This is a genomic window from Streptomyces sp. NBC_01515, assembly GCF_045040345.1.
Taxonomy (GTDB): domain Bacteria; phylum Actinomycetota; class Actinomycetes; order Streptomycetales; family Streptomycetaceae; genus Streptomyces.
This window is the reverse complement of sequence record NZ_CP109416.1, coordinates 10,948,813-10,973,140: the sequence shown is the minus strand read 5'-3', so window position 1 is coordinate 10,973,140 and position 24,328 is coordinate 10,948,813. Positions and strand designations below refer to the sequence as shown.

The following is a 24,328-nucleotide window of genomic DNA, read 5'->3' as shown; positions in this document are numbered from 1 at the left end:
GGGGACGTCAGTCCTTGACGGCGCCTGCGGTCACGCCGGCGGCGACGTAGCGCTGGGCGAGGACCAGGATCACCGTGGCGGGCAGCGAGGCCACGACGGCGGTCGCCATGATGGCGTTCCACTGTTGGTTGTTGTTGCCGATGTAGTGGTAGATGCCGAGGGTGATCGGCTCGTGGGCGCCGCCGTTGGCGAGGGTGCTGGCGAAGACGAAGTCGGACCAGGACCACAGGAACGCGAACAGCGACACCGTGACGACGGCGTTGCGGCTCATCGGCAGCACGATCGACCGGAAGGTACGCACGGGCCCGGCGCCGTCCGTCTTCGCGGCCTGGAGCAGTTCGCCGGGGATGCCGGACATGAACGCGGTGAAGATCAGCACGGCGAACGGCACGGCCAGTGTGGAGTCCGCGACGATCAGGCCGGGCACCGACTGGAGCAGGCCGAGGCTGAGGTAGATGGCGTAGAAGCCCATCGCCATGATGATGCCGGGGATCATCTGGGCGACCAGGAAGAGGAAGCTGAGGACGCCGCCGCCGCGTGGGCGGAGTTTGGCCAGGGCGTAGCCGGCCGGCGCGGCCAGGGCCACCGTCAGTACGACCGTGCCAAGACCGATGACGAGGCTGGTGCCGAGGTAGGGCAACTGCTGGTCCAGGACGGCGCGGTAGCCCTCCAGGGTGCCGTGGACGGGGATCAGGTCCGGCGGGCTCTTGCGCATGTCCTGGTCGCGGGTGAAGGACACGTTGAGCATCCAGTAGACGGGGAAGAGCATCACCGCGGTGAGCAGGACACCGATGGCCGTCTGCCACCACGTGCGGTTGGTGCGTGGGTTCGTGACGGTGCCGTTCATGACAGTGCCTGCTTCCGCTGGACCCTGACGTAGACCAGTCCGAACACCAGGGCGGCGACCACGAGCAGGTTGCCGACGGCCGCTCCCGGGCCGAAGGCGGGCAGCAGGTTGCCGAACCCGAGCTGGTAGGACCAGGTGGCGAAGGTGGTGGAGGAGTCGGCCGGGCCGCCCTTGGTCATGATCCAGATGATGTCGAAGACCTTGAGCGTGTAGACGAGGCCGAGGAGGAGGGTGATCGCGGACACCGGGCGCAGCAGCGGGAAGGTGATCCGCCAGAACCGCTGCCAGGCGTTCGCGCCGTCGAGGGCGGCGGCCTCGTAGAGGCTCGCGGGGATCGACTGGAGGCCGCTGTGGAGGACGACCAGGTTGAACGGGACGCCGATCCAGATGTTCGCGATGATCACCGAGGCGAGCGACCAGCCCGGTGTGGTCAGCCAGTTGACCGGTCCGATGCCGACGGCGTGCAGGGCCGCGTTGACGACACCGGAGTCGCTGTTGAGCATCCACGACCAGGTGGACGCGGAGACGATCAGCGGCAGCAGCCAGGGGACGAGGAAGAGCGCCCGCAGGGTCGCGGAGAGCCGGAAGCGCTGGTTGAAGAAGACCGCGAGGGCCAGGCCGATGGCGTACTGGAAGAACAGGCACACGAAGGTGAAGACCACGGTGTGCAGCAGGGCCGGGGCGAAGGTCGGATCGTCAAGGACGGTGCGGTAGTTGGCCAGACCCGTGAAGGGTGCGTCGCCCTGGACGAAGGACCGGACCGTGTAGTTGCGCAGGCTCAGGTCGATGTTGCGGTAGAGGGGATAGGCGTAGAAGAGGACGAGGTAGAGGGTCACCGGGGTGAGGAAGCCCCAGGCGGCCCACTGCTGGGAGGTGGGGCGACGCCGTGCCCGGGGCGGTGCGGTGGGGGCCGCACCGCTGTGGTGGCGCACGGGCCGCCGGTGTGGCAGTTGGGTCATGTGGCTCATCAACCGGCCCTGGTCTCTGGTTACTTGACTGCCGACTGAGCAGCGGACAGCGCGTCCTTCGGCGACTTCGAGCCGCTGAGCGCGGACTGGACCGCCTTCCACAACTGCTCTGAGATCTTGGGGTACTTGGTGCCCAGGTCGTCGCTGGTGCGTCCCTTGGCCGCCTTGACCGCGTCGACCCAGGGCTTCAACTCGGCGTTCACCGCGACCTGTTTGCCCTGGACCTCGGTGGTGGGGGCCACGTAGGACAGTGTGGTGTCGGTGGTGAGGAGGTTGTCGGTGCTGGTCAGGCAGGTGACGATCTTCTGGGAGGTGGCGTAGCGGTCGGTCTTGCCCTGGACCGGGATGGTGACGAACTCGCCGCCGGTCGGGGCGGATGCGTTGCCTCCGTCGGCGGCGGGGACGGGGATGACGCCGTAGTCGAAGCCGGCCTTCTTGGCGTTGGCGAGCTGCCAGGTGCCGTTCTCGCTGAACGCGTAGTCGCCGGTGGCGAACTCCTGCCAGCTGGTGGTCTGGGTGTTGTTGAGGACCGAGTTGGGGGCGTAGCCGTCCTTCAGCCAGTCCTTCCACAGCGTCAGCGCGGAGACGGCCTTGTCCGAGTCGAGGGCGGTCAGTTGGGCGCCCGCTCCCCAGTACCAGGGCAGGAACTGGAAGGTGCCCTCCTCCGTGCCGATCGCGGAGAACGTGATGCCCTTCTTGCCGGCCTTCTTGACCTTCGCCAGCGCGGCGGTCAGCGACGCCCAGTCCTTGACCGTGGCTATGTCCACCCCGGCCTGCTTCAGCACCTTCTTGTTGTAGTAGAGGGCGAGGGTGTTGGCCCCGATCGGTGTGCCGTACGTCTTGCCGCCCGCCTGTCCGGCGGCGAGAAGGTTGGGGTTCACCTTCGAGGTGTCCAGCTTGTTGTCGGCGGTCGTGGTGAGGACGCCGGCCTCGGCCAGGGTCGACACCACCGGGTTGTCGACGATGAGGACGTCGGCGGAGTTGTCCTGCTGGGCGGCGAGCAGCGCCTTGTTCGCCAGGTCGCTGGTGTCGAACGCGGTCCGCTTGATCTTCACCCCGGCCTTGGTGCCGCAGGCGTCGAGCAGCTTGGCCCACGCGGAGCTCTTGTCGAACTGCGGGTACGGGTCCCAGATGGTGTAAGTGCCGCTGTCCGCCGCCTTGGTGCCGGTGCTGCCGGAACCGGAGGAACAGGCGGTGGCGGTGCCCGCGACGGCGAGGACGGTCACGGTCGCGACGGTGAGGCGGAGCCGTCCGAGGGAGCTGTGCATGGCGCGTTCCTTCGTTTTCGGGCACGGGTGTGCCGAGGGAGGGTGACGGGCGGGGGGAAGCGGGCATGCCGGACAGCCACGGCGGCGATGAGGGGACGGCGGTGCCCGTGATCCGTGGTGAGGAGGTGGTGCGGGGCTGGGCTGGGTCAGGGGGCTGGGTCAGCGGGCCTCGGTGGACGACGGCGTGCCGGGCCCTGTGCTCGCGCGCAGTGAGATGGGCGGGGCCAGCAGGTGGTGTCGGGGCGGTGCGTCGGGGTGATCGAGCCGCTCGACGAGGAGGTCGACGGCGTGTCGGCCCATCTCCTCCGCCGGTACGTCCGCCGCGGTGAGCTGCGGCGTCACCGTCTCCGCCCACCGGCCGGCCACGACGCCGGTGACGGAGAAGTCGCGCGGTACATGACGGCCGGCCTGGGCCAGCCCGCGGTACAGGCCGCCGAGCGCGGCCTCGTTGAGGGTGACCAGGGCCGTGGTGGCCGGGTCGTCGTGCAGGATCTGCTCCAGACAGGCCTGGCCGGAGGCGGCGTCGTCCCCGCAGCAGTACGTCCGCACGGTGAGCCCGCGTTCGGCCGCGGCCTTGGTGAAGCCGTCGAGCCCGCGGTGGGCGGACTCGTATCCGGCCCGCAGCAACTGCTCGGGACGGTTGACGAAGGCGACCCTGCGGTGGCCGAGATCCGCGAGGTGGTGCACGCATGCCGCCACCAGCGCGGTGTGGTCCAGGCCGACCCACCAGGTGCCCTCGGGATGCGCGGTCCGGCCGATGGCGACGGAGGGGAAGCCGAGGGCGGCCAGGTGATCGACCCGGTCGTCCTCCAGTCTGATCTCCATCAGGATCGCGCCGTCGACCCGCCGCTCCCCCAGCATCCGCTGGAACGAACGGTCGCTGTCGACGCCACTGGGAGACAGCAGCACGTCGTAGTCCTGGGCGGCGGCCGCCTCCACCACGCTGCCGATGAAGTCGAGCTGCATACCGGTGTAGTGGTTGCCGGCCGGCGGGAAGACCAGGCCGATCGTGCTGGTCCGGCCGTTGGCCAGGGCGCGCGCACTGGCGTTGGGCCGGTAGCCCAGCTCGTCGATGACGTCCTGGATCTTCCGCCGGGTCTCCTCCGACACCGGGCGCTTGCCGCTCAGCGCGACGGACACGGTGCTCCGCGAGACACCGGCCCGGCGGGCGATCTCACCGATGTTCACAGGCACTCCTTGGCTGGGTCGAACCGGTTCGAAGACACCGCGACCCGGAGCCAACTGTCGAACCGGTTCGCGTGAAGTGAAGGTAGGAACAAGCCCGGCACCTGTCAACACTTCGGACCGCGGTTTCCGCAAAGACCCTGCAACCCGCCGTACACGGCGCAGGTTCCGGATGTCGGGGGGATTGCTGGCCGGTTTCCTCGGTGCTAGCTTCGCCGAACCGGTTCGACTCCCTGCACCCCGCCCTCCGCACGGTACGGCCGCCCTCCTGTCCCGCGGTACTCGCCCTGGCGGCCGTCGGCCCGGCCGGGGCTGGAAGAGAGGCGTGCGTCAACCGGCACCGTGCCCCCCTCAAGGATGAGGACGTAATCCATGCCATCCGCTCACAGATCCCACCGCCGCCGAGCCGCAGCCGCAGCCCTGGCGCTCGGCGCGGGCCTGCTGGCCGCACCGGCAGTCCCCGCGCAGGCGGCCGAGGCGCCCCGGCCCGCCGCCCGCTACACCTTCGACCAGGACGACCTCGCCTCGGGGACGATCACCGACAGCTCCGGCAACGGCCTCACGGCGAGCCTCGTGAACGGCGACACCGCCCAGTCCGTCGTGGGCACCGGCGGAGGAAAGGCGCTCGGCCTGCCCGGCGGGACACCCACCTCGAACGGGGCGTACGTCCGCCTTCCCCGCGAAGTGCTCGGCGACGCGACCGACTTGACCGTCTCGGCCCGCGTGAAGTGGAGCAGTGACACGTCGCCCTGGCAGCGGATCTTCGATCTGGGGACCGACACCACGAAGTACCTCTTCACCACCCCGTCCAACAACGGCGGGCTGCTGCAGACTTCGGTGACCACCGGCGGAGGCGGAGCCGAGGCACAGGTCCACGGCTACGCGATGCTTCCCGCGGACCAGTGGCGGACCGTCACCGTCACACTCGACACCTCGGCCGGCCGGGTCACCACCTACCTCGACGGCGTACCGGTCTCCTCCGCCGAGACCGACGTGAAGGCCAAGGAACTGCTGGACGGTTCGGCGACGTCGGCCGGTTACATAGGCAAGTCCTTCTACCCCGACCCGCTGCTCAAGGGCGCGATCGACGACTTCACCGTGTGGCACACGGCGCTCAGCGCCGACCAGGTGGCCGGCACGGTCGATGGGCTTCCCACCCTCCAGGAGATCTCGCAGACGTCCTTCGATATCCGTACGACGACGGGAATCGCCCCCTCGCTCCCGGACACCGTCCGCGCCACCTTCTCCGACGGATACGACCGTGACACACCCATCACCTGGGACGCCGTACCGTCCGACAAATACAGTCGGCCCGGCACGTTCACCGTGCCCGGAACCGCGTCCGGTCACGTGGTGAAGGCGACCGTCACCGTGGTTCGGGAGGGACAGCTCACCGTCGACCTCGGCTCCGACACCGGCGCATTCCACGGGGGCGCCTCCGGCACTCTCTACGGCGTGTACGGACCGGACGTCCCCACCAACAACCTCATCGAGGGCATGGGCCTGCGCACGGTCTCCACGAAGGCTCAGGACGGCCCGCAACACCCCGGTGCCGACGCGCTGGACGTGGTCGGACCGCTGGCCGACTCCACCGACGGTGACGTGTACATCTACATGACGGACATCCACCGCGGCTTCCCCTACCAGTGGCCGGGCGACACCCCCGCGGAGAAGCTGAAGCTCTACCAGGAGAAGATCGCCAAGCAGGTCGACCAGGTCCTGCGGCTGCCGCGGAAGTACCAGGACAACATCGTCTTCGTGCCGTTCAACGAGCCCGAGGGCAACATGTTCGGCACCGGCGAGTGGAGCTACGACAAGGTCAGCTGGCTCACCGACCCGGACGCCTACTTCGCCGCCTGGGACGACGCGTACAAGCTCATCAAGGGCAAGATGCCCGACGCCCGCATCGCCGGCCCCAACACCAGCGTCCTGTACGACCAGGTGAAGGGCTTCCTCACGCACGCACTGGCCGCCGACACCCTCCCGGACGTCATCACCTGGCACGAACTGAGCCACCCGGAGGCAGTGCGCGAGAGCGTCGCCACCTACCGCGCGTGGGAGAAGGAGCTGTTCAAGGGCACCTCTCGTGAGGGCACACAGCTCCCGGTCAACATCAACGAGTACGCCTTCAACTACCACACCTCCGTTCCCGGCCAGATGATCCAGTGGGTGTCCGCGATCGAGGAGTCCAAGGTGGACGCCGACATCGCCTACTGGAACATCGACGGCAACCTCTCCGACTCCGCGGTGCAGTCCAACCGCGGCAACGGCCAGTGGTGGCTGCTGAACTCGTATGCCTCGATGAGCGGACACACCGTGAGGGTGACCCCGCCGTTCCCCGGCGAGAACTACACCATGCAGGGCGTCGGTACGCTCGACCGGACGAAGAAACAGGCCCGGCTGATCTTCGGCGGCTCCACCGGCAAGGGCCACATCACCTTCGACAACATCCCGAAGAGGCTTTTCGGGGACCGCGTGCACGCGTGGGTGCGGGAGATCGAGTGGACCGGGCAGCTGGGCGACTCGCCCGGCCCGAAGTTGCTCACCGAGCAGAACCTGAGGGTCGCCGACGACGGCACGGTCGTCGTCGACTTCGGCGACGGCGCACTGCCGAAGCTGAAGGAGTCCTCGGCCTACGAGATCGTCCTCAGCCCTGCCGGAAAGGCGAAGAGGACGCAGTCGCCACCCGTGCGCTGGCAGGGTTCGTACGAGGCTGAGGACGCCGCCCACACCGGGTCCGGCTACTCCAGGAACGGCCCGGAGGGCTCGCCCCGCGACGTGTCGAAGTTCTACACCTCCGGCGGCTACGACGTGGGCGGCCTGCGCACCGGATCGGACGTCACCCTCGACACCACCGTCGATGTGCCGCAGGACGGTACCTACGATCTGAGCGTCTTCGCCAACTCCCTCAACACCTTCGACAAGGTGAAGGAGCAGGGCCCGACCAACGTCTTCCTGCGCGTGGACGGCAAGGCGGACAGTGAGCAGGAGTTGTACCTGCCGCTGGGCTACAAGTGGGTGGTGTGGGATCACACCGATACCGAGGTGAAGCTCACCAAGGGCAAGCACACCCTGACACTCGCGGCGAAGAGCCTCGACGGCAAGGGCGCCACCAAGGGCGACGCCATCGTCGACCGGCTCACCTTGTCCCTACCGGACGCCTCGGCCGACGCGCAGGTGTACGAGGGCGAGCTGGCCTGGCTTTCCGATGGTGCGCGTCCCGTCTACAACCTGCCGAAACAGGCCGGCACCCCGGCCACCGGTTCGGGCGCTGTCCAGCTCAAGAAGGACCAGACCGCCACGTTCTGGGTCTACTCCCCCACCGACCGCGAGGCCACCCTCAGCGTCAACACCCTCGGCGCCGCGAACGCCCGCCTCTCCGTCAACGGGCACGACGTCCTGCGCCTGGCCAACAGCAAGCGCGGCATCGCGGTCTCCCTCTCGGGCGGCGTCAACAAGGTGACGGTGACCGGAGGTTCGTCCGCCACCCTCGTCGACCGCCTCACAGTCACACCGACCGAGGGCGCGCTCCCGGCCCGCACATACGAGGCACAGGACGCGAGGCTCGCGGGCTCGGCCACGCTCACCCCGCTCTCCCTGGCCACCGACGGCACAGCGATCACCGGCATCGGAGGCGAGCCCGGCAACGGCAACACCGCGACATTCACCGTCACCGCCGACCGGACCGAGCTGTACGCACTGCGCATCCGATACTCCAACCCCGAGCAGGCCGAGGCGACCCACTACAACCCCGACCCACTCGCCCGCCACGCCGACATCGGCGTCAACGGAGGAGAGACACGGCGCGTCGGCTTCCCCCACAGCTTCCACCAGAACAACTTCTGGGAGCTGACCGTCCCCGTCCACCTGAAGAAGGGACGGAACACGATCACTTTCCGCTCCGAGGAACTGCCGAACTTCGACGGCACCACCTACGCCTCGGACACCTTCCCCGACGTACCACTGCGCTCCCGCTACGCACCGCTGATCGACCGGATCACCATCGCGCCCTACGCACGGGAGGCGCGATGAGGTAAACACCACCGCCGCGGGTCCTGCGGGCGGGGTGCCGGTGGGCGTACAGCGCGCACACCAACCTGAGGACGTCCTCGGCCTCCCGCACAGCCGAGCGCATAATGGTCGACCTCGGCGACGAGGTCGCAGGATGCACTGCCTCGTGCCCGGACCCCACACCAGGCTCACGGAGGAAGCCGAGATCCAGGAAACCAAGAACGTGTGACACGCAAGGGATCCTTGCCCCGGCTGACTGCGTAGGCACGACAGCGCAGTCAGCCAGGGACGTCTGAGACCATTGGGCTCGGGCGTACGACCATCGGGAGGCACCGTGACGCGGGAGACAGGGCGGGGCGGGAGTTCCACCCCGCCACGCAGCGTGGACGTGGCCCAGTTGGCGGGGGTCTCCCAGAAGACGGTGTCGAGGGTCTTCAACAACGAGGCGTACGTCTCCGCGGACGTACGCCGACGCGTGCTCGAAGCCGCCGGGGAACTCGGCTACCGGCGCAACAACGCGGCTCGCGCGCTCGCCTCGGGCCGGACACGTTCCATCGGTGTGGTGACGCTCGGTACCGCCTTGTACGGGCCCGCGTCGCTGCTCATGGGCGTCGAGCGGGCGGTCCGGGACGCGGGATACGCGCTTCGTGTGGTCAACACCGTGGAAGGCGACCCGACGGGTATCGCCGGCGCCGTGGACTCGTTGCTGGACCAGGGTGTGGACGGCATCGTCATCTCCGAGCCGATCGACGAGGGCGGGGACGGAGCGGAGGGCTCCTTCCGCGTCGACGTGCCGGTCCTCGTCTGCGGCGCGCCGCCACCGTTCGTCGCGCCCAGGGTGCTGGCCGCGGGGGTCGGCGCCGAGCTGATGGCGCGGACGGTCACCGAGCATCTGCTCGGCCTGGGGCATCTCACGGTCCATCACCTCGCCGGTCCACAACGGTGGTATGCCGCCCGGGACCGTCTCGACGGATGGCGGGCGGCACTCGCGGCCCGCGGCCGGGACGAGCCGCCGGTCGTCGAGGGTGACTGGTCGGCCGCCTCCGGCTACGCGGCGGGCCGTGAACTGGCCGCCGACCCCGACGTGACGGCGGTGTTCGCAGCCAACGACGACATGGCCATCGGGCTGATCCGCGCGCTGACGGAGGCCGGCCGTCGGGTGCCTCAGGACGTGAGCGTCGTCGGCTTCGACGACATCCCGGTCGCCGCCTTTGTGACCCCTCCCCTGACCACGGTGCGTCAGCCCTTCGACGCCGTGGCCCAGGAAGGACTCAAACATCTCGTGCACGCCATCGAGAACCCGCAGGCCGCCCCCTTGGCGGCGAGTGACCCACCGGTCGACCTCATCGTCCGCGCCTCGACGGCACCTCCCCCATCGTCGAACGGACGTACCTCCGCACAGCGCTGATCAGCTCAACCGGAGGCAGCCGTCCCCGGGGTGCCGCAGTAGGCGTCGGGGCCGTGTTCGCGGGTGCAGTGCCGGGCCGTCAGGTGTTCGTGCGCGCTCCGCTCCGGGCTCGCGGGCTGTTCCACGTACTCGGCGGGGGTCCGCTACCTCCGAACCAGCCGAAGACAGCGGTCAACTCGTAGAGTTCCGGGTCCTCTTCGAGGAGTCGCAGGGCCTTGGCGACCTCGGACGCCGGAGCGGGCCGGTGCCTCGGGTACGGCGTGGGTGTACGGGTGCTCGGCGTCCACCATCGAGCCGTCTCTCTGCACTGTCAGGGGCTCGTCGGGGCCTGGCCTGATCGCCGGGCCCCGACTGCGGGTGCAGGGGGCCTACTTGACCAGCTTCCAGTCCTGGGAACCGTCCGTGAGGGCGGTCTGCAAGGTCAGTTGCGCTCCGGCCGACGCGCCGGTCAGGTACAGGCTCGTGGCCTTGACGGACTGCAGCTTGTAGAACCCGCCGCCGGTCCTGACCAGGTTCCAGCTGCCGGTGTTGCTGTTGTCGACCCACTGGCCGATCTTCTGTCCGGCCGTGGCGTTGCCGGTCCAGATGGCCGCCGCGCGACCGCCCGACTTGTTCAGCAGGCTCACGCCACCGTTCGGCTCGGTCGTCACGTGCCAGTACTGGGTGTCCGTGGTCGCCGCCGCGCCGGAGTCCTCCAGGACCACGTCGGGCACGTCCGCGTTGCCGAGGTTCGCGTCGTTGGTGTTGTTGCCGGTGCCGATCACCTGGCCGGTCTTGCGGTTCACCAGCCGGTAGTAGGCGCCCGCCGAGTGGCCGAGGTCGACCTCGGCGTGGGCGATCGTGGACGTGCCCTGGTTGTTGAGGATCGCGACGCGTCCGGTCCCGTCGACGTACTGCAGGTCGCGGCTGTAGCCGGCGGGCGAGGTGGTCTGGTACTCCTTCCACACGCCGTCGCTGCGTCCGCTGTCGTTGACCCAGACGTCGCCGCTACCGGCCGCGTTGTAGACCAGGCGTCCGTCGGGAAGCCGGACGACCACCGGACTGCCGCCGGTCGCGAGCGGCCGGGATCCGGCGACGACCGGCAGCGAGGTGACAGCCATGCCAGTGGAAGAGCCCTTGAAGAACTTCAGCGGGTCGTCCGCGAGCACGTACCGGATGTTGGCGCCCCCGGCCCAGTACTCGAAGGTGAGCAGCCACCTCCCGTCCGTCGTCCGGACGACGTTCGTCATGCCCGGCCTGCCGCCGCCGATCTCCTTCTTCCCTCCGCCCATGTCCTGGTCCGAGCCGGCAATGTCGACGACGGGAGCGCTCCAGCTCCCTTCGTTCCCGTTCCAGGTCTTGTGGACGAGGATCTGGCCGTGCGAGTCGGCGCCGGTGTCGTTGGCCGGCGCGAGGGTCGGGACGCCGGTGACCGGGTTGAAACCCGTGTAGTCGTTCTCGTCGGAGTAGTAGCAGACGAGCTTGCCCTTGTAGACCATCAGGTACGGCTCCCAGAGGGGATCCACCTGCTTGTCCGTGTTGGCGTCCGCGATGTTCTGGCCGATCGCGCCCGCGCTGCCGCCCTGCCAGCCACCGGTGGCGATGACGTTGACGACCCCCCAGGTCCTGCCGTCGTCGGAGCTGGAGTACAGGGCGATCGCCAGGTCCTTGCGGTCCCCGTCGTTGCTCGGCGTCCAGTTGGGGTCGGCCGCCTTGTGCTGCTTGTAGTAGTAGTCGTCCCCCGACACCACGCCGGCCAGGAGCAGCGTGCCCTTCTTGAGGTTGCCGACCGTCTCCGGAAGGACGTAGAGGTACGGGTTGGTCCAGTTGCTCGTGTACTTCGCGTAGCGGGGGTTCTTGGAGAGGTACGCCGGAGCCCTGACCTCCGACAGCGGCTGCCACGACGTTCCGTCGTCGTCGCTCTTGTAGACCGGCAGGGTCTGCCCGTCGGCGCTGCCCGTCGCCGACACGACGGTGGACTTCTCGAACGACGCCACCAGGCGTCCGCTCGGCAGCTGCGCCGACTTCGGGTAGACCGCGCAGTTGCCCCGGCCCTTGAGGCACGGCTCGCTCCCGAGCTGGTACAGGGTCCCTCCGGTCGGGTTGTACGCCAGCGCGCCGGACGCGGGTACGGCCAGCAGCGCGGTCGTCGCGGCGAAGGTACCCAGCGCCTTGCCCACAGTCTTTCTCTGCATGTTTCCTCCTTGAGGGGGTTCAGCTGCCGGTGTCGGCGGAGACGAGCACACGCACGTCCCACGGGCCCAGATCCACGGCGGCGCCGGCCGGTACGGGGGCGTCGTTCAGGACGTCGGACAGGTCCGCCGGGGCCTGGGCGCGCGCGGGCTCCCAGCTCCAGTTGTGCACGACGTGCACGCGGCGTCCGTCGGGGGAGGTCCCGGTCGTCACGCTCACGGACGCGGGGAGCCCCTGCCACCCGCTGCGCGCGGCCGGCGCCAGCCAGGCGGCCAGCGTCCGGGCAAGGTCGCGGCCGGGCACGGTGCCCACGCAGGTGACGCGGCCTGCACCGTGGCGGCGGGTGGTGACGGCCGGCCAGCGCCCGAAGTGCGGGTGCTCGTAAGTGGCCAGCACGTCGGCGTCGACGACGGTGAGACCCTCGGCCCAGTGCGTCGCCGTCGCGTCCGCGGGCACTTCGAGCGGGCCGCCGGGTACGGCGCGGACCGGAACCGTCCCCGCCAGGTTGCTGAACTCGTCGTAGGCGACTCCCGCGGCCTCGGCAAGCCGCCCGGGGGCCGGTTCGTGCCGGGCGCGGGCCTCGTGGTCGGCGTACGCCGTGCGCGGTCCGAGGACCAGGTGGCCGCCCGCGTGGGCGTAGGCGGCGAGCCAGTCGACCGTGGCGTCGTCGCCGACGTACAGGGCCGGGGCGACGAGGACCGGGTGGCGTCGCACGGCCTCCTCGGGTGTCATCCCCGCCTGCTGCCCGCTCGGGTCGTGCAGCTGCCGGGCGTGCACGATCCGCACCTGTCGACCGGCGTCGAAGGCGCCGCGGTAGAAGGGGTCGAAGATGCGGTGGTAGGCGGCCGGGTCCGGTTCGCCGTCCGGCTTGGACAGCGGCGGGTACTTCTGCATCAGCCACTTGCTCGGCATCGAGTAGATCATCGTGATGTCGGCGTCCGGTTCGATGCCCGCGACGAGTGGGCCCGCCTTGCCGAACTCGGCTCCCAGACGGGCGAGTTCGGCATAGGTACGGCCCGGCAGGCCGCTGTGCGGGAGGACGCCGCCCCAGTAGGTCTCCGCGCCGAAGCGGAGGGTCTGCCACTGCCAGTACTCGATCATGCGGGCGCCGCGCGCGACGTGCGCCCAGGCCGTCTGCCGCCACTGGCCGTCGTACCCGGGGCGGTTGTCCCAGGGAAAGCCGATGGAGTTCGCGTTGGTCTCGGTGACCAGGAAGGGTTCCTGGCGGGAGGAGTAGATCCGGTCGGCGGTCTGGTACATCGACCAGACGCCGGTGGTCTTCCACTGCTGCTCGTGGGTGTCGGGGGTCGGGTCGGGCAGCAGCAGGCCGTCCTGCATGTCGTAGTACGGGTTGCCCGCCGCGATGTCGAGTCGGTCCGTCAGTTCGTCGTCCTCCACTCCCGGGCGGGTGTAGGAGATGCATGTGGTGACGAAGTGTTCGGGGTGGGCGTATTCGCGGACGATGTCGGCCTGCCAGCCGATGAACTCGGTGACCTGGCGGGCCTGGAACTCCCGCCAGGCGACGTCGTACTGGGGCTGTTCGTTGCCGTCCGGGGTCCACAGGTCGGCCCAGCTGGACAGGCAGTGGGACCAATAGACCAGGCCCCACTCGCGGTTGAGGGTCTCGACGTCCCCGTACTTCTCCCGCAGGTGGTCCACGAAGCGCTGGAAGACACCGTGGTTGTGGAGGAGGTGCAGGCCCGGCTCGTTGTCCACCTGCCAACCGATGACCGCCGGGTGGTCGGCGTAGCGGGCGACCGTCTTGCGGATGATCCGCTCGGCGTGGAACCGGAAGGCGGGGTGGGTGAAGTCGATCTCCTGGCGTGCGCCCCAGCCGATGCGCTCGCCGGTGCGCCGCTCACCGGTGATCTCCGGGTACTGGCGGGCCAGCCACTGCGGCGCGGCGTACGTCGGCGTGCCGATGATGACGGAGATACCCCGCTCATGGGCGCCGTCGAGCACTGGCTGGAGCCAGTCGAGATCGAAACGGCCGTTCTCCGGCTCCCAGGTGGACCAGACCGACTCGCCGACCCGGATGACGTTGAAGTTCGCCTCGGCCATCAGGTCCAGGTCGGTCTTGAGGCGTTCGTCGGGCGGCAGTTGGGAGCCGTAGGCGGGCGTGTACTCGTGGTAGTACGCGGCGCCGAAGAGGACACGGGCAGGCAGAGCCGCCATGAAGGGAAACCTCCGGGGAAACGGGGAGTGGTGGGGGCATGCGCGGGCTATTGCTTGACGCCGCCGGTGGCCAGGCCGCTCTGCCAGTACCGCTGGAGCAGCAGGAAGGCCAGGACGAGCGGGATGATCGAGATCAGGGAGCCGGTCACGACCAGGGCGAGCATGTCGCTGCTGGCTCCGGCGCCGCCGTTCTGCGCCTGGGCGGCCCAGGAGGAGAGCCCGACCGTGATGGGGTACAGGTTCGGGTCGTTGAGCATGATCAGCGGCAGGAAGTAGTTGTTCCAGGTGGCGACGAGGGTGAAGAGGATGACGGTCACCAGACCGGGAGCCAGCAGCCGCAGCGCGATCGTGACGAAGATCCGGAACTCTCCGGCACCGTCCATGCGGGCAGCCTCGACCAGGCTGTCGGGGACGGCGTCCTCGGCGTAGATCCGCATGAGATAGAGCCCGAAGGGGCTGATCAGGGAGGGCAGGATGACGGCCCAGGGGGTGTTCACCAGACCCGCCTTGGCGAACAGCAGATAGGTGGGGATCGCCAGCGCGGTGGTCGGGATCATGACGGCGCCCAGTACGAGGTTGAAGGCGGCGCCGTGGCCGCGGAACCGGTACTTCGCGAACCCGTACCCGGCGGCGGCCGCGAGCAGCGCGGCGCCGAGTGCGCTCACCCCGGCGTACATGACCGTGTTGAGCAGCCAGCGCCCGAACACGCCGTCGTCCTGGGTGAAGGTGGCATGGATGTTGGAGAGCAGTTGCGGGGCGTGCGAGAACCACAGGCCGAAGCTGTTGAACAGGTCCTGGGTGCTCTTGGTCGAGGCGACCAGCAGCCAGAACAACGGCAGCAGGAAGTACGCCAGGACGGCCAGCATCGCGATCGTGAGCGGGGTACTGCGGCGGTGCGCGGGCGAATGCCGCGACGGGCGCCCGTCGGCGGGAAGTCGCTTGGCCGGCACGGGGGTTGAGGTGGTGGGCGTCACCGTGGTCATGCGGTCCTCCTGCGGTTCGCGGTGAGCAGGAAGGCGTACGACACGATCACGATGACCAGCCCGAGGATGAAGGACACCGTGGCCGCGTAGTTGGTCTGCTGGCTGATGAAGGCGACGGAGTAGGCGTAGAGGTTGGCGGTGTAGGAACTGCTGATCACGGCCGGGGCGACACTCATCAGCAGCTTCGGCTCGTTGAACAGCTGAAAGCTGCCGATCACCGAGAACAGCAGGGTGAGGGTCAACGCCGGGCGCAGCGCGGGGAGTTTGATGGACCGGGCGATGCGCCAGGCGCCGGCGCCGTCCATGGCGGCGGCCTCGTAGAGCTCGGCGGGGATGGTGCGCAGGGCGGCATACAGGATGATCATGTTGTAGCCGACGAACTCCCAGGTCACGATGTTCGCGAGGCTGCCGAGCATCCAGCCGTCGGAGAGGAAGTGCGGGGCCGGCAGGTGGAGGTCGTGGGCGATCTGGGCGAAGGGGCCGAAGTCGGGGCCGTAGAGGTAGCCCCACATCAGGGTCGCGATCACGCTCGGGACGGCGTACGGGACGAAGATGCCGAGCCGGATCACCCGGGCCAGCCGCAGCAGGCCGCTGTCCAGCGCGAGGGCGAAGAACAGGGCCAGCAGCAGCATCACGGGGACCTGGATGACGAAGAACAGGGCCACGCGGCCTATGCCCCTGAGGAGTTGGGGGTCTTTGAGGGCGGTCACGTAGTTGTCCAGGCCGACGAAGGTCGAGCCGCCGATGAGCTTCTCCTGGAAGAGGCTCAGGTAGGCGGCGTAGCCGAGCGGGGCGAGGAAGAGCAGCAGGAAGAGCAGCATGAACGGGGCGATGAACAGGGCGCCCGTTGTGCCGAGTTGGCGTCGGCGGGGTGGAGAGCCCGTACGCGAGGGGGCTGTGGTGGCCATCGTCAGCCTCCCTTGACGGTGAAGCCCTGGCTCTTGGCGTAGGTGGTGAGCCGCGTCTGCCATGAGCCGAGCGCACGGACCGTGTCGGACTTGTCGGCGAGGGATTTGCCGACGGTCTCGGTCCAGTCCGTGGCCACCTGGTCGAGGAACGGCGGCCACTGGAACGAGGGATTGACCGTGCTGCTGACATCGGCGAAGACCTGGTTGACCTTCTGGCCGCCGTAGAAGGACGGCGCGTCCCCGACGAACTCGGCGTCCGCGAGCACGGCCTTCGTCGCCGGGAAGAAGAACTGCTCGGTGGCGAACATCTTGGCGCTGGCGGGGTCGCTGTTGAGGAACTGGGCGAACTGGGCGGCCGCGATCGGGTTCTTGGTGGAGCGGATCACCGCGGTGGTCGAGCCGCCCCAGTTGCCCGAGCTGGGCTTGGCTGCGTCCCACTGCGGGAGCGGGGCCGCCCGCCACTTGCCGGCGGTGGCCTTGGCGGAGCCGGAGAGGAAGGCGGGGCCCCAGGCGGCGGTAAGCCAGGTGGCGTACTTGCCCCTGTTGAGCCCGGCGTACCAGGAGTCGGTGAAGTCCGGCTCCACGCCGATCACGCCCTCCTTCGCGAGTCCGCCCCAGTACGCGCCGAGCTTCCGGGAGACGGCGTCGTCGACGCTGATGGCGATGTCGCTCTTGCCGGAGGTCACGTACGGCTTGGCGCCCACCTGCCAGAGCAGGCCGTGCCAGGCGGCGGCCTGGTTGGCCGCGAGGTTGGTGAGGTACACATTCGGGTCGGCCTTGTGCAGCTTGCGGGCCGCGGCGGCGAACTCGTCCCAGGTGGTGGGCACTTGGATGCCGTGCTGGTCGAAGATGTCCTTGCGGTACAGCATGCCCATCGGACCGGTGTCCTGCGGGATCGCCCAGACCTCGCCCTTGGTGCCGCTGACCTGGCCCCAGGTCCAGTCGACGAACCGGCTCTTCAGCGCGGAGGCGCCGTACGGTCGCAGGTCCAGCAGGCTGTTGGTGATCGTGAAGGTCGGGATGGCCTGGTACTCGATCTGCACCATGTCCGGTGCGCCGCTGCCGGCCTTCAGGGCGGTGCGCAGCTTCGTGTACTGCGGGGTGCCCTGGCCCGCGTTGACGATCTTGATCTTGATCGCCGGGTACTTCTTCTCGAAGAGCGCGACCTCCTGGGCGATGTTCGGGACCCACGTCCAGAACGTCAGCTCGGTCGGGGTCTTCATGGCCTTGTCGATGTCGGCCTGGCTGGCCGGCTCGGCGGAGGTGGCGGACGAGCCGCCCGAGCCGCCGCCACCGCAGGCGGACAGCGTGCTCGCAAGCGTCAGGGCGCCGGTCGCGGCGAGGAAGCCACGGCGGCTCGGGGAGGCCGAGGAGGCGGCTGTGGAAAATCTGGACATGGTGAACTCCGCAGAGAGGCGTAGGGGATCCGCACACCGGGCGACGGCGTGCCGAAGGGATGCCGGAGGATGCGTTCAGGCGTGAGGAGCGGGGCAGGCTCGGCGGGGCGAGCGCGTTCCACGCGGATCCCGGGGCCGAGCACGGCACGCTCGTTGACCGAAAGGGGGCTCGCGCCGGTGAGGGCGTGAGACGGGGCGGAGGCCTGGGCGGTGATCGGCTCAAAGGGAGGCGCCCAGGCCGCTGCGCTGGTGGGTGGGCGGTGCGGCGACCCGGTGCAGGTGGGTCGGTCCGCGCGCCCGAGTACGGGTGTCGTAGCAGGTGGGAGGGGTGGACGAGTTGTGGGTGAGCGAAACTCCCGTCGTGGTCGGGGAACGGAGATCTCGCGGAGTCAGTCCGTGGCCCGCCGGCGGCCTGGGGTCGTCCGGTTCGGCGGGGGTGCGGTCGACGCGCGGACGACGAGGTTGACCGGCGGGTTGTCCACCGGTATCGGATCCGCGTCCGGGTTCTCGATGGCGTGCACGAGTAGTTTGAGGCCGTCCTGCGCCGTCGCGTCGAACGGCTGTCGGACCGTCGTCAGGGGCGGTGTCACATAGGCGGCGACCGGAATGTCATCGAGACCGACCACACTGACGTCCTCCGGTACACGTCGCCCGGCTTCCAGCAGCGCGCGGATCAGCCCGATGGCCATGTCGTCGTTGGCGGCGAAGACGGCCGTCACGGTGTCGTCGGCGGCCAGCCGGCCACCGGCCGCGTAGCCGGAGGCGGCCGACCAGTCACCCTCGATGACAGGCGGTTCCCGTCGGCCGTGCGTGGTCAGCGTCGCCCGCCATCCGTCGAGGCGGTCCCTGGCGGCGTACCAGCGTTGGGGACCGGCGAGGTGATGGACGGTCGTGTGCCCCAGTTCGAGCAGGTGCTCGGTGACGGCCTGTGCCAGCTGGTGGGAGACGAGCCCGGCGGTGACCACCCGGGAAGCCGTGAACGGCGGCGGCGCGCCGAGGATCAGGACCGGCATGTCGACGCGGAGGGAGAGGTTCACGCCGCCCTCCTCGTCGATCGGCTCGGAGATGACGATGCCGTCCACGCCCTGGTCCAGGAGCGAGTCGACGGCACCGGCGATACCCGCGGCGTCGCCCTCCATCGTGTTGACCACGCGGAGCGCGTAACCGGTGTCCCGTACGGCTCGCTCGACGCCCATCAGCAGTGAGGCGGGGCCGTACAGGGCCGTTCCGAGCGTCACCACACCGATGGTCTGGGTCCGTCCGGAGGCCAGCGCCCGGGCGGCGTGGTTCAGCCGGTAACCGAGCGCGTCGGCGGCTTCCAGGACACGTCGGCGTACGTCGTCGGAGACGTACTGCTCACCGTTCATGACCCGGGACACCGTCTTCTGCGAGACGCCCGCCAGCCGCGCCACATCGATGCTGCGCGGCGCGGTGCCGGTGCTGCGGGCTGCCAGTCGTGCCATGCGTGTCTCCTGATCTCCGACAGGTGACAGCGTGGCCAGATTTCCTCTGACTGCGCTGCCATGACTGCGCAGACATATCTACGCAACGGAACGAGACGCGTCAAGGGGCCGCGCAACATCTCTGTAATCGAAGCGCGCTGCCGGATGGGGACGGTCAGGGTGCGAGGCAGCCGGTGCGGCGCGACGGCGACCGCTTCAACCGCGGCGTCAGCGACGCACGGCCACACGGGCGCCGGGCGCCTCCACGGACTCGCGCCGGGCTCGGACATCACCAGCAACAACGCCCGGACGGTGGGGAGTTGGGACAAGGACCGGCTGGGGCGCTCCCCTTGCGTCTGATGCCGCCCGCGAGAGCGGTTGCCAGCATCCCGCAACGTGAACGACAGCGTGTGCGTGGGCAACGCGGGCAAGGACGCGCCACTGGACCGGGGATGGCTCCTCGGCCACTTCAAGGAGGTCGGCGATCCACGTCACAGCGAGGCCGTGGAGATCAAATGGGGTGTCCACCCTCGCGGTGACGAGCGACCGCAGTGGGTGAGGGGCGAGGAACGCACAGCACTCCTGGTTCTTGTCAGCGGCCGCTTCCGCGTCGAACTGCCGGGCCGCAGCGTCGTTCTGCGAGAGCAGGGCGACTATGTCGTGTGGGGCACGGTGTCGACCACTCGTGGTTCGCGGAGGAGGAGTCGGTGGTACTGACCGTTCGGTGGCCGTCCGTGCCCGGCTATGCGGTGACGGAGACGGACCGGGCGCGCCTGGAGAGCTGAGGTGACCCCCGGAGCGGATGAATCTCGGCGCCGCCCACCCCCGTGACCGATCAACAGCCGCCCGCGCGGCATGCATTGAAGTGATGCGCCGTCACCTCTGAGAAGTGACGGCGATCTTAATGCCGCCTATCCCTCTTTTGTGGCAACTAAGCGTTGCCCCGTAAACGATCTGCGTGTCTCCCCAGACCAGTAGCCCTGTCTGCTGGCGGGGATGTGCGGCAGACTCAGGGCAGCATGCGTGGTCGAGGGAAAGGGGAGGGCGCATAGAACGCAGCAGTGAGTCGGTCACGGGTTGCGGTCCGTCGGTACTGCAGGCGCTTGGGCTTGCCGGGTGGACAGCAGGTCGCAAAATCGCCACTGCCAGCTGGAGACAGCAGCTGACAGACCCGGGGTTCGAGCTCAACGACGTGGCGCTCAGGGCCTGGGTTGAGTTCGGTGAGCTGACGATCAGGAGCTCCTCGGTACGCGTCCCCGGCTCGTCACTGCACATTGACCCTGCTGACGCCTGCATCGACAGCGCCGAGGAAGCATCCACGCTGAGGCGTCGATACGCAGAGAACTACAGCCCTCTGGGTATGTGGTCGGTCCAGTTCAGGTCGTATATCGCGGCAAGCGGGCGCGTCGTCGCTGTGGGGCCGAACTGGCTGTGGCCCCTGGGCTCAACCTTCGTGGAGGCGTTGGCCTACGTGGTGGATGGCGATGGCGGCGTCCATCGTGCGGAACGAGCGGACTGGCTCGCCAACTGCCTCCCCGGCAAGTGAGACGATCTTGCGGCGGCTGGTGTGATCACGGCGTCGGAGCCGTCCTGGACAACCCCGTTCACCGGGCTGAGCCCACGCCAGTTGAGCAAGCTGGTCACCGCGCTGCGCCGTGAGGGTGCGGATCCGGTGCGCAAGGGCCGGCCGTGGAGCCTGCCGCTGGAGGACCGAGTGCTGCTGGTCGCCGTCTACTGGCGGACGAACCTGACCCTGCGCCAACTGGCCCCGCTGTTCGGAGTGTCCAAGTCCTCGGCCGACCGCATCATCGGCCACCTCGGGCCGGCGCTTGCCTTCCAGCAACGCAGACGGTTCCGTCAAGACACCGTGCTGATCGTCGACGGAACCCTGATCCCCACCCGCGACCACCAGGCCGCCGAGCAGTCGAAAAACTACCGGCACTCAACCAACCACCAGGTCGTCATCGACGCCGACACCCGGCTCGTCGTCTCAGTCGGCCGGCCGCCGCCCGGCAACCGCAACGACTGCAAGGCGTGGCAACTATCCGGCGCCAAGGCAGCCGTCGGCAGGACCACAGTGATCGCGGACGGCGGCTACGAAGGAACCGGCATGGTCATCCCGCACCGCCGCGACGTCTGGATCGGGGAGCCGCGTGAAGGACATGCACGCACTTTCGGACTCGGCGGATGGGGCACCTGCCTGTCGACCGGAAGGGAGGAAATCCCGTGACATGGCCATCACCAAAGACTGAAAAATTCGCACGTGCTGCGAGGCCCGCGGTTAATCGAGTGGGGCCAGTGTTGCATCGTTGACATCACCTGCGGGAGGGAAAATTTCCTCCCTGGATATTCGTCTTGCAAGGGGAAATCTGCTGTGTTCCAGACCGAGACGATCGGCCGAATGCACACATGCCCGGATTCGACGGCGGTCAGCAGTCGAGAAAGATGCAGGACACACGAAATTCGCGAGCCATCATGGGCATCCGCAGTCCCCTGAAGGAGTCCGCTCCCCGGCAAGAGAAGGCACAAGATTTCCCCGGAGAGGGCGCAGGACTCCGCGACTGCATCTGAAGCTGCTGGTCGTGCGAGTAGCAGTCGCAGGAGGGTGACGCACCCGCCGACCCCGGTCGTCAACCCCTTGCGTCCACAATGGCATCGCGCATCAGGGCTACGACGGCAAGAACTCCGCATCGAGAGCAGTCTGGGCACCTCGACTGTGACAACCTCCTCTGCTGCTACGAGAGTTATCCGTGTCAAGGTCGTCCACAGCACCCTGGTCCAGTACTGCGCGGCGCTCAGCGGCGAGAACGCCATCTGCCGCGGAGAGCCCCAACGCGGCCCTGAAACGGGAATCCCTGCAGGCAGGAAACGACGGCGGATGAGTACGGGAGGCCGCCTGGCCGCCACCGGGATCCCCCGCGAACTGTTCTACGCGCACGACTGGGTCGACCCCGACCACTGGGACCTGTGGCTCTACGAGAACTATCCGGCGCACCGGCAGGCCATGCGGGAGACGCTGGCCCAATGGGTCGACTCCGTCGCCGAGTTCGCCCGTCGCCGCGGCATCCCCGCCGTCCTCGGTGAGGGCGTCGTCGGATACACCCCGCTCCTGACCCGTTTCGAGGAGGACGCCGTCGGCAAGGACATCGCGGAGTTCGTCGTCGAGCGCTGTCTCGCGGCAGGCTTCCAGGGCGTCGTCCTGACCTCCAACGCGGCCCCGCACCATCCCATGTGGCACACCGACCGGGCCTGGATGCGGCGGGTCAACGCCCGTGTCACCGCGGGCTGAACACGACCCAGCAGCGGCCTGAAGCGCGGGCGGCATGCCATACCGACGCGATGACCAGGTCAGCACACGAGCCGACGGCCACCGGACCTCGCAGAAACAGGCTCGGGCACGGCCCTCATGGTGACGGAGACACACGGCGAGTTCCAGGGCTGTCGGCCCAGGAGGTTTCCGTAGGACCGAGCCGTCGGCCAAGAACGGCCAAGGTGGGCCGCGCCCTCGGACCACGCGACCGGAGGGCGACCATGGGACGCCAGGGCCGTGGGGTTCCAAGTGTCCGGCCAAGTCTCGGTATCCGTCTCAGAGCAGGAACGGGACGCCCGTTCGAGGGTTAGCGTCGTACGTTCGGCCGACACCGCGCGCGCCGGGGCGCGATCTCTGCCAACGATCCGACTATGCACAGCCGAAAACGCACCATGCTGCCGCTCGCCGTTCTCGCGGCCGTGGCCCTCGTCCCCTCGCTCCCCAGCACCGTCGTGGCAGCCGACCACCCGGCCCCTGACTCCGCGCGGCCCGCCGCCGACTGGCCGGCCGCCAAGCGCGTCCAGCAAGTACGCGCCACCATCAAGGTCACCGGCAACCGGGACTTCGACTTCACCCGCTTCGTCGGCGCCGGCGCGCTCGCCGGCGGGGACCAGGCCGAGAACCAGCCGCCGATCCTGGAACTGGCCGACAAGGCCACCGTCTCGAACGTGATCATCGGCTCCCCGGCCGCCGACGGCATCCACTGCCGGGGCACTTGCACGCTGAAGAACGTGTGGTGGGAGGACGTCGGCGAGGACGCGGCCACCTTCAAGGGCACCGCCGCGAACCAGACCATGACGATCGACGGCGGCGGCGCCCGCAAGGCCGCCGACAAGGTGTTCCAGCAGAACGGCCCCGGCACGTTCGTCATCAGGAACTTCAAGGTCGAGAACTTCGGCAAGCTCTACCGCTCCTGCGGCAACTGCAAGACCCAGTACCAGCGGCACGTGGTGCTCGACAACGTCACCGTGAAGTCCCCCGGCCTCGACATCGTCGGCATCAACTCCGTGCCGTACGGCGACACCGCGCGCCTGAGCCGAGTCACGATCCAGGGCGATCCGGCGCGCAAGATCGTCGTCTGCCAGAAGTTCCGCGGGGTCACCTCGGGCGAACCCGCGAAGGTCGGATCCGGTCCCGACGGCCGCAACTGCATCTACAAATCCTCCGACATCACCTACAAGTAGGAGCACCGACGATGTTCACGCTCAAAGCCCTCACCGCGTCGGTCGCGGCCGCCGTCGCCGCCCCGCTCCTGCTCGCCCCGTCCGCCGCGCAGGCCGCCGACAACTGCACCGCCTTCAACACTGTCAAGGCGTCCCCGTACTACCTGAACAACAACGTCTGGGGCGCCAGCGGCGCCACCGGCAAGGAGTGCACCTGGCTCAACTCCTACCGGGGCGGCAAGGTCAACTGGGAGACGTCCTTCGACTGGTCCGGCGGAAACCCGAACGGCGTCAAGGCGTACGGCAGCGTCGTACTCGGCTGGCACTGGGGCTGGAAGGACACGACCACCAAGCTGCCCGTCCAGCTCAACAGCCGCCGCAAGATCACCTCGAACTGGGCCTTCAACATCACCCAGAACACCCCGTCCGTCATGAACGTCTCCTACGACGTCTGGTTCCACCAGAAGTCCAACCCCACCTGGCAGGACCAGCCGCACGACGAGATGATGATCTGGCTCAACCGCCAAGGCGGAGCAGGCCCGTTGGGCACCAAGCGGGAGCGTGTCACCGTCGGCGGCACGGCCTGGGACCTGTACGTCGGGAAGATCGTCAACAAGGACCAGGCGGGCAAGGTGGTCAGCAGCTGGAACGTCTACTCCTACGTCCGCGTCGCCAACACCAACTCCGCGACGACCGACATCACCGCCATGGCCGACGCCCTGGTCCAGCGCAGGCTGCTGGCCAACAACGCGTATCTGACCAGCGTCGAGGCCGGGACTGAGGTCTTCCGCGGGCGGGGCAAGCTGAGTAGCAGTTCGTACTCGGTCAACGTCGGCTGAGCCGCCTGCACCCAGGGGTGTCGTGCGGACCGCCTCGAACCCGCAGGCAATGCGCACGGCATCCCCTGCCGGTTCTGTGCCCTCAACTCGGCAACCCACGAGCGTGCGTCCACCGAAGTGCGCGCGGCCGGGTTCGAGCCTCTCGAGCCGTACCCCGGTCGCACCACGGACCGTTGGCGATGCCGGCGTTCCTGCGGAAACGAAGTCGCGACGCGCCTGTCCTCCATCCGGCCGGGAACCACCGGCTGTAAG

At 68.7% G+C, this 24,328-nt stretch carries 16 protein-coding genes and 2 pseudogenes; 8 read left to right on the top strand and 10 right to left on the bottom strand.

The features are described from left to right. Positions 1–7: 7 nt before the first annotated feature. From OG407_RS48455 to OG407_RS48440, 4 genes are all read right to left on the bottom strand, one after another. Entirely contained in the window at positions 8–847 is an 840-nt protein-coding gene (locus tag OG407_RS48455) for a carbohydrate ABC transporter permease (protein WP_403604715.1), read from the bottom strand. After that, entirely contained in the window at positions 844–1,815 is a 972-nt protein-coding gene (locus OG407_RS48450; protein ID WP_405867754.1) for a carbohydrate ABC transporter permease, read from the bottom strand. Before OG407_RS48450 ends, OG407_RS48455 begins: the two co-directional genes overlap by 4 nt. Before the next feature lie 20 nt (positions 1,816–1,835). Next, complete coding sequence (locus tag OG407_RS48445; RefSeq protein WP_405867752.1) at positions 1,836–3,083, bottom strand: extracellular solute-binding protein; 1,248 nt, start codon at positions 3,081–3,083, stop codon at positions 1,836–1,838. A 159-nt stretch (positions 3,084–3,242) separates the two neighbouring features. Then, entirely contained in the window at positions 3,243–4,271 is a 1,029-nt protein-coding gene (locus OG407_RS48440) for a LacI family DNA-binding transcriptional regulator (protein ID WP_405867750.1), read from the bottom strand. A gap of 369 nt (positions 4,272–4,640) precedes the next feature. On the opposite strand from OG407_RS48440, the gene OG407_RS48435 reads away from it, so the two are divergent. Then, positions 4,641–8,300 carry a LamG-like jellyroll fold domain-containing protein gene (locus OG407_RS48435; RefSeq protein ID WP_405867748.1) on the top strand — a complete coding sequence of 1,220 codons (3,660 nt, stop codon included), beginning with the start codon at positions 4,641–4,643 and terminating at the stop codon, positions 8,298–8,300. Between the two features lie 361 nt (positions 8,301–8,661). Further along, the gene (locus tag OG407_RS48430; protein WP_405868968.1) at positions 8,662–9,687 is read left to right on the top strand and encodes a LacI family DNA-binding transcriptional regulator; all 1,026 of its coding nucleotides are present in this window, start codon (positions 8,662–8,664) and stop codon (positions 9,685–9,687) included. A 368-nt stretch (positions 9,688–10,055) separates the two neighbouring features. Here OG407_RS48430 and OG407_RS48425 read toward each other — a convergent pair whose 3' ends face one another. From OG407_RS48425 to OG407_RS48400, 6 genes are all read right to left on the bottom strand, one after another. Beyond that, positions 10,056–11,861, bottom strand: coding sequence for an RICIN domain-containing protein (locus OG407_RS48425; RefSeq protein WP_405867746.1), 1,806 nt, complete (start codon positions 11,859–11,861; stop codon positions 10,056–10,058). A 19-nt stretch (positions 11,862–11,880) separates the two neighbouring features. Beyond that, positions 11,881–14,034 carry a beta-galactosidase gene (locus tag OG407_RS48420; RefSeq protein WP_405867744.1) on the bottom strand — a complete coding sequence of 718 codons (2,154 nt, stop codon included), beginning with the start codon at positions 14,032–14,034 and terminating at the stop codon, positions 11,881–11,883. Between the two features lie 47 nt (positions 14,035–14,081). Continuing rightward, complete coding sequence (locus tag OG407_RS48415) at positions 14,082–15,017, bottom strand: carbohydrate ABC transporter permease (RefSeq protein WP_405867742.1); 936 nt, start codon at positions 15,015–15,017, stop codon at positions 14,082–14,084. Beyond that, the gene (locus tag OG407_RS48410) at positions 15,014–15,925 is read right to left on the bottom strand and encodes a carbohydrate ABC transporter permease (RefSeq protein ID WP_405867740.1); all 912 of its coding nucleotides are present in this window, start codon (positions 15,923–15,925) and stop codon (positions 15,014–15,016) included. The genes OG407_RS48415 and OG407_RS48410 overlap by 4 nt, the downstream gene beginning before the upstream one ends. Positions 15,926–15,927: 2 nt before the next feature. Further along, positions 15,928–17,322 (bottom strand): ABC transporter substrate-binding protein, encoded by a 1,395-nt coding sequence (locus tag OG407_RS48405; RefSeq protein WP_405867738.1) that lies wholly within the window; start codon positions 17,320–17,322, stop codon positions 15,928–15,930. A 389-nt stretch (positions 17,323–17,711) separates the two neighbouring features. Next, positions 17,712–18,785, bottom strand: a complete 1,074-nt coding sequence (locus OG407_RS48400; RefSeq protein WP_405867736.1) for a LacI family DNA-binding transcriptional regulator — start codon at positions 18,783–18,785, stop codon at positions 17,712–17,714. A 375-nt stretch (positions 18,786–19,160) separates the two neighbouring features. On the opposite strand from OG407_RS48400, the pseudogene OG407_RS48395 reads away from it, so the two are divergent. The 6 genes and pseudogenes from OG407_RS48395 to OG407_RS48370 all read left to right on the top strand — a co-directional run bounded on the left by OG407_RS48395 (position 19,161) and on the right by OG407_RS48370 (position 24,076). Continuing rightward, positions 19,161–19,549 (top strand): annotated as a pseudogene (locus tag OG407_RS48395) (signal peptidase I). 173 nt (positions 19,550–19,722) lie between these two features. Then, the gene (locus OG407_RS48390) at positions 19,723–20,310 is read left to right on the top strand and encodes an SUKH-3 domain-containing protein (protein WP_405867734.1); all 588 of its coding nucleotides are present in this window, start codon (positions 19,723–19,725) and stop codon (positions 20,308–20,310) included. Positions 20,311–20,331: 21 nt separating this feature from the next. Then, a pseudogene (locus OG407_RS48385) lies at positions 20,332–20,898 on the top strand (transposase family protein); the annotation flags it as partial. Positions 20,899–21,642: 744 nt separating this feature from the next. Then, entirely contained in the window at positions 21,643–22,053 is a 411-nt protein-coding gene (locus OG407_RS48380; protein WP_405867732.1) for a cellulase-like family protein, read from the top strand. A gap of 392 nt (positions 22,054–22,445) precedes the next feature. Next, complete coding sequence (locus tag OG407_RS48375) at positions 22,446–23,258, top strand: pectate lyase (RefSeq protein WP_405867730.1); 813 nt, start codon at positions 22,446–22,448, stop codon at positions 23,256–23,258. 11 nt (positions 23,259–23,269) lie between these two features. After that, complete coding sequence (locus OG407_RS48370; RefSeq protein ID WP_405867728.1) at positions 23,270–24,076, top strand: GH12 family glycosyl hydrolase domain-containing protein; 807 nt, start codon at positions 23,270–23,272, stop codon at positions 24,074–24,076. Positions 24,077–24,328: the final 252 nt, after the last annotated feature.

What these genes read in the sequence shown, in the direction of transcription:
- OG407_RS48380 (WP_405867732.1), top strand. Translation starts at nt 21,643, where the DNA reads ATGAGTACGGGAGGCCGCCTGGCCGCCACCGGGATCCCCCGCGAACTG.
- OG407_RS48415 (WP_405867742.1), bottom strand. Translation starts at nt 15,017, where the DNA reads ATGACCACGGTGACGCCCACCACCTCAACCCCCGTGCCGGCCAAGCGA.
- OG407_RS48375 (WP_405867730.1), top strand. Translation starts at nt 22,446, where the DNA reads ATGCACAGCCGAAAACGCACCATGCTGCCGCTCGCCGTTCTCGCGGCC.
- OG407_RS48425 (WP_405867746.1), bottom strand. Translation starts at nt 11,861, where the DNA reads ATGCAGAGAAAGACTGTGGGCAAGGCGCTGGGTACCTTCGCCGCGACG.
- OG407_RS48420 (WP_405867744.1), bottom strand. Translation starts at nt 14,034, where the DNA reads ATGGCGGCTCTGCCTGCCCGTGTCCTCTTCGGCGCCGCGTACTACCAC.
- OG407_RS48405 (WP_405867738.1), bottom strand. Translation starts at nt 17,322, where the DNA reads ATGTCCAGATTTTCCACAGCCGCCTCCTCGGCCTCCCCGAGCCGCCGT.
- OG407_RS48455 (WP_403604715.1), bottom strand. Translation starts at nt 847, where the DNA reads ATGAACGGCACCGTCACGAACCCACGCACCAACCGCACGTGGTGGCAG.
- OG407_RS48445 (WP_405867752.1), bottom strand. Translation starts at nt 3,083, where the DNA reads ATGCACAGCTCCCTCGGACGGCTCCGCCTCACCGTCGCGACCGTGACC.
- OG407_RS48410 (WP_405867740.1), bottom strand. Translation starts at nt 15,925, where the DNA reads ATGGCCACCACAGCCCCCTCGCGTACGGGCTCTCCACCCCGCCGACGC.
- OG407_RS48435 (WP_405867748.1), top strand. Translation starts at nt 4,641, where the DNA reads ATGCCATCCGCTCACAGATCCCACCGCCGCCGAGCCGCAGCCGCAGCC.
- OG407_RS48450 (WP_405867754.1), bottom strand. Translation starts at nt 1,815, where the DNA reads ATGAGCCACATGACCCAACTGCCACACCGGCGGCCCGTGCGCCACCAC.
- OG407_RS48370 (WP_405867728.1), top strand. Translation starts at nt 23,270, where the DNA reads ATGTTCACGCTCAAAGCCCTCACCGCGTCGGTCGCGGCCGCCGTCGCC.
- OG407_RS48400 (WP_405867736.1), bottom strand. Translation starts at nt 18,785, where the DNA reads ATGGCACGACTGGCAGCCCGCAGCACCGGCACCGCGCCGCGCAGCATC.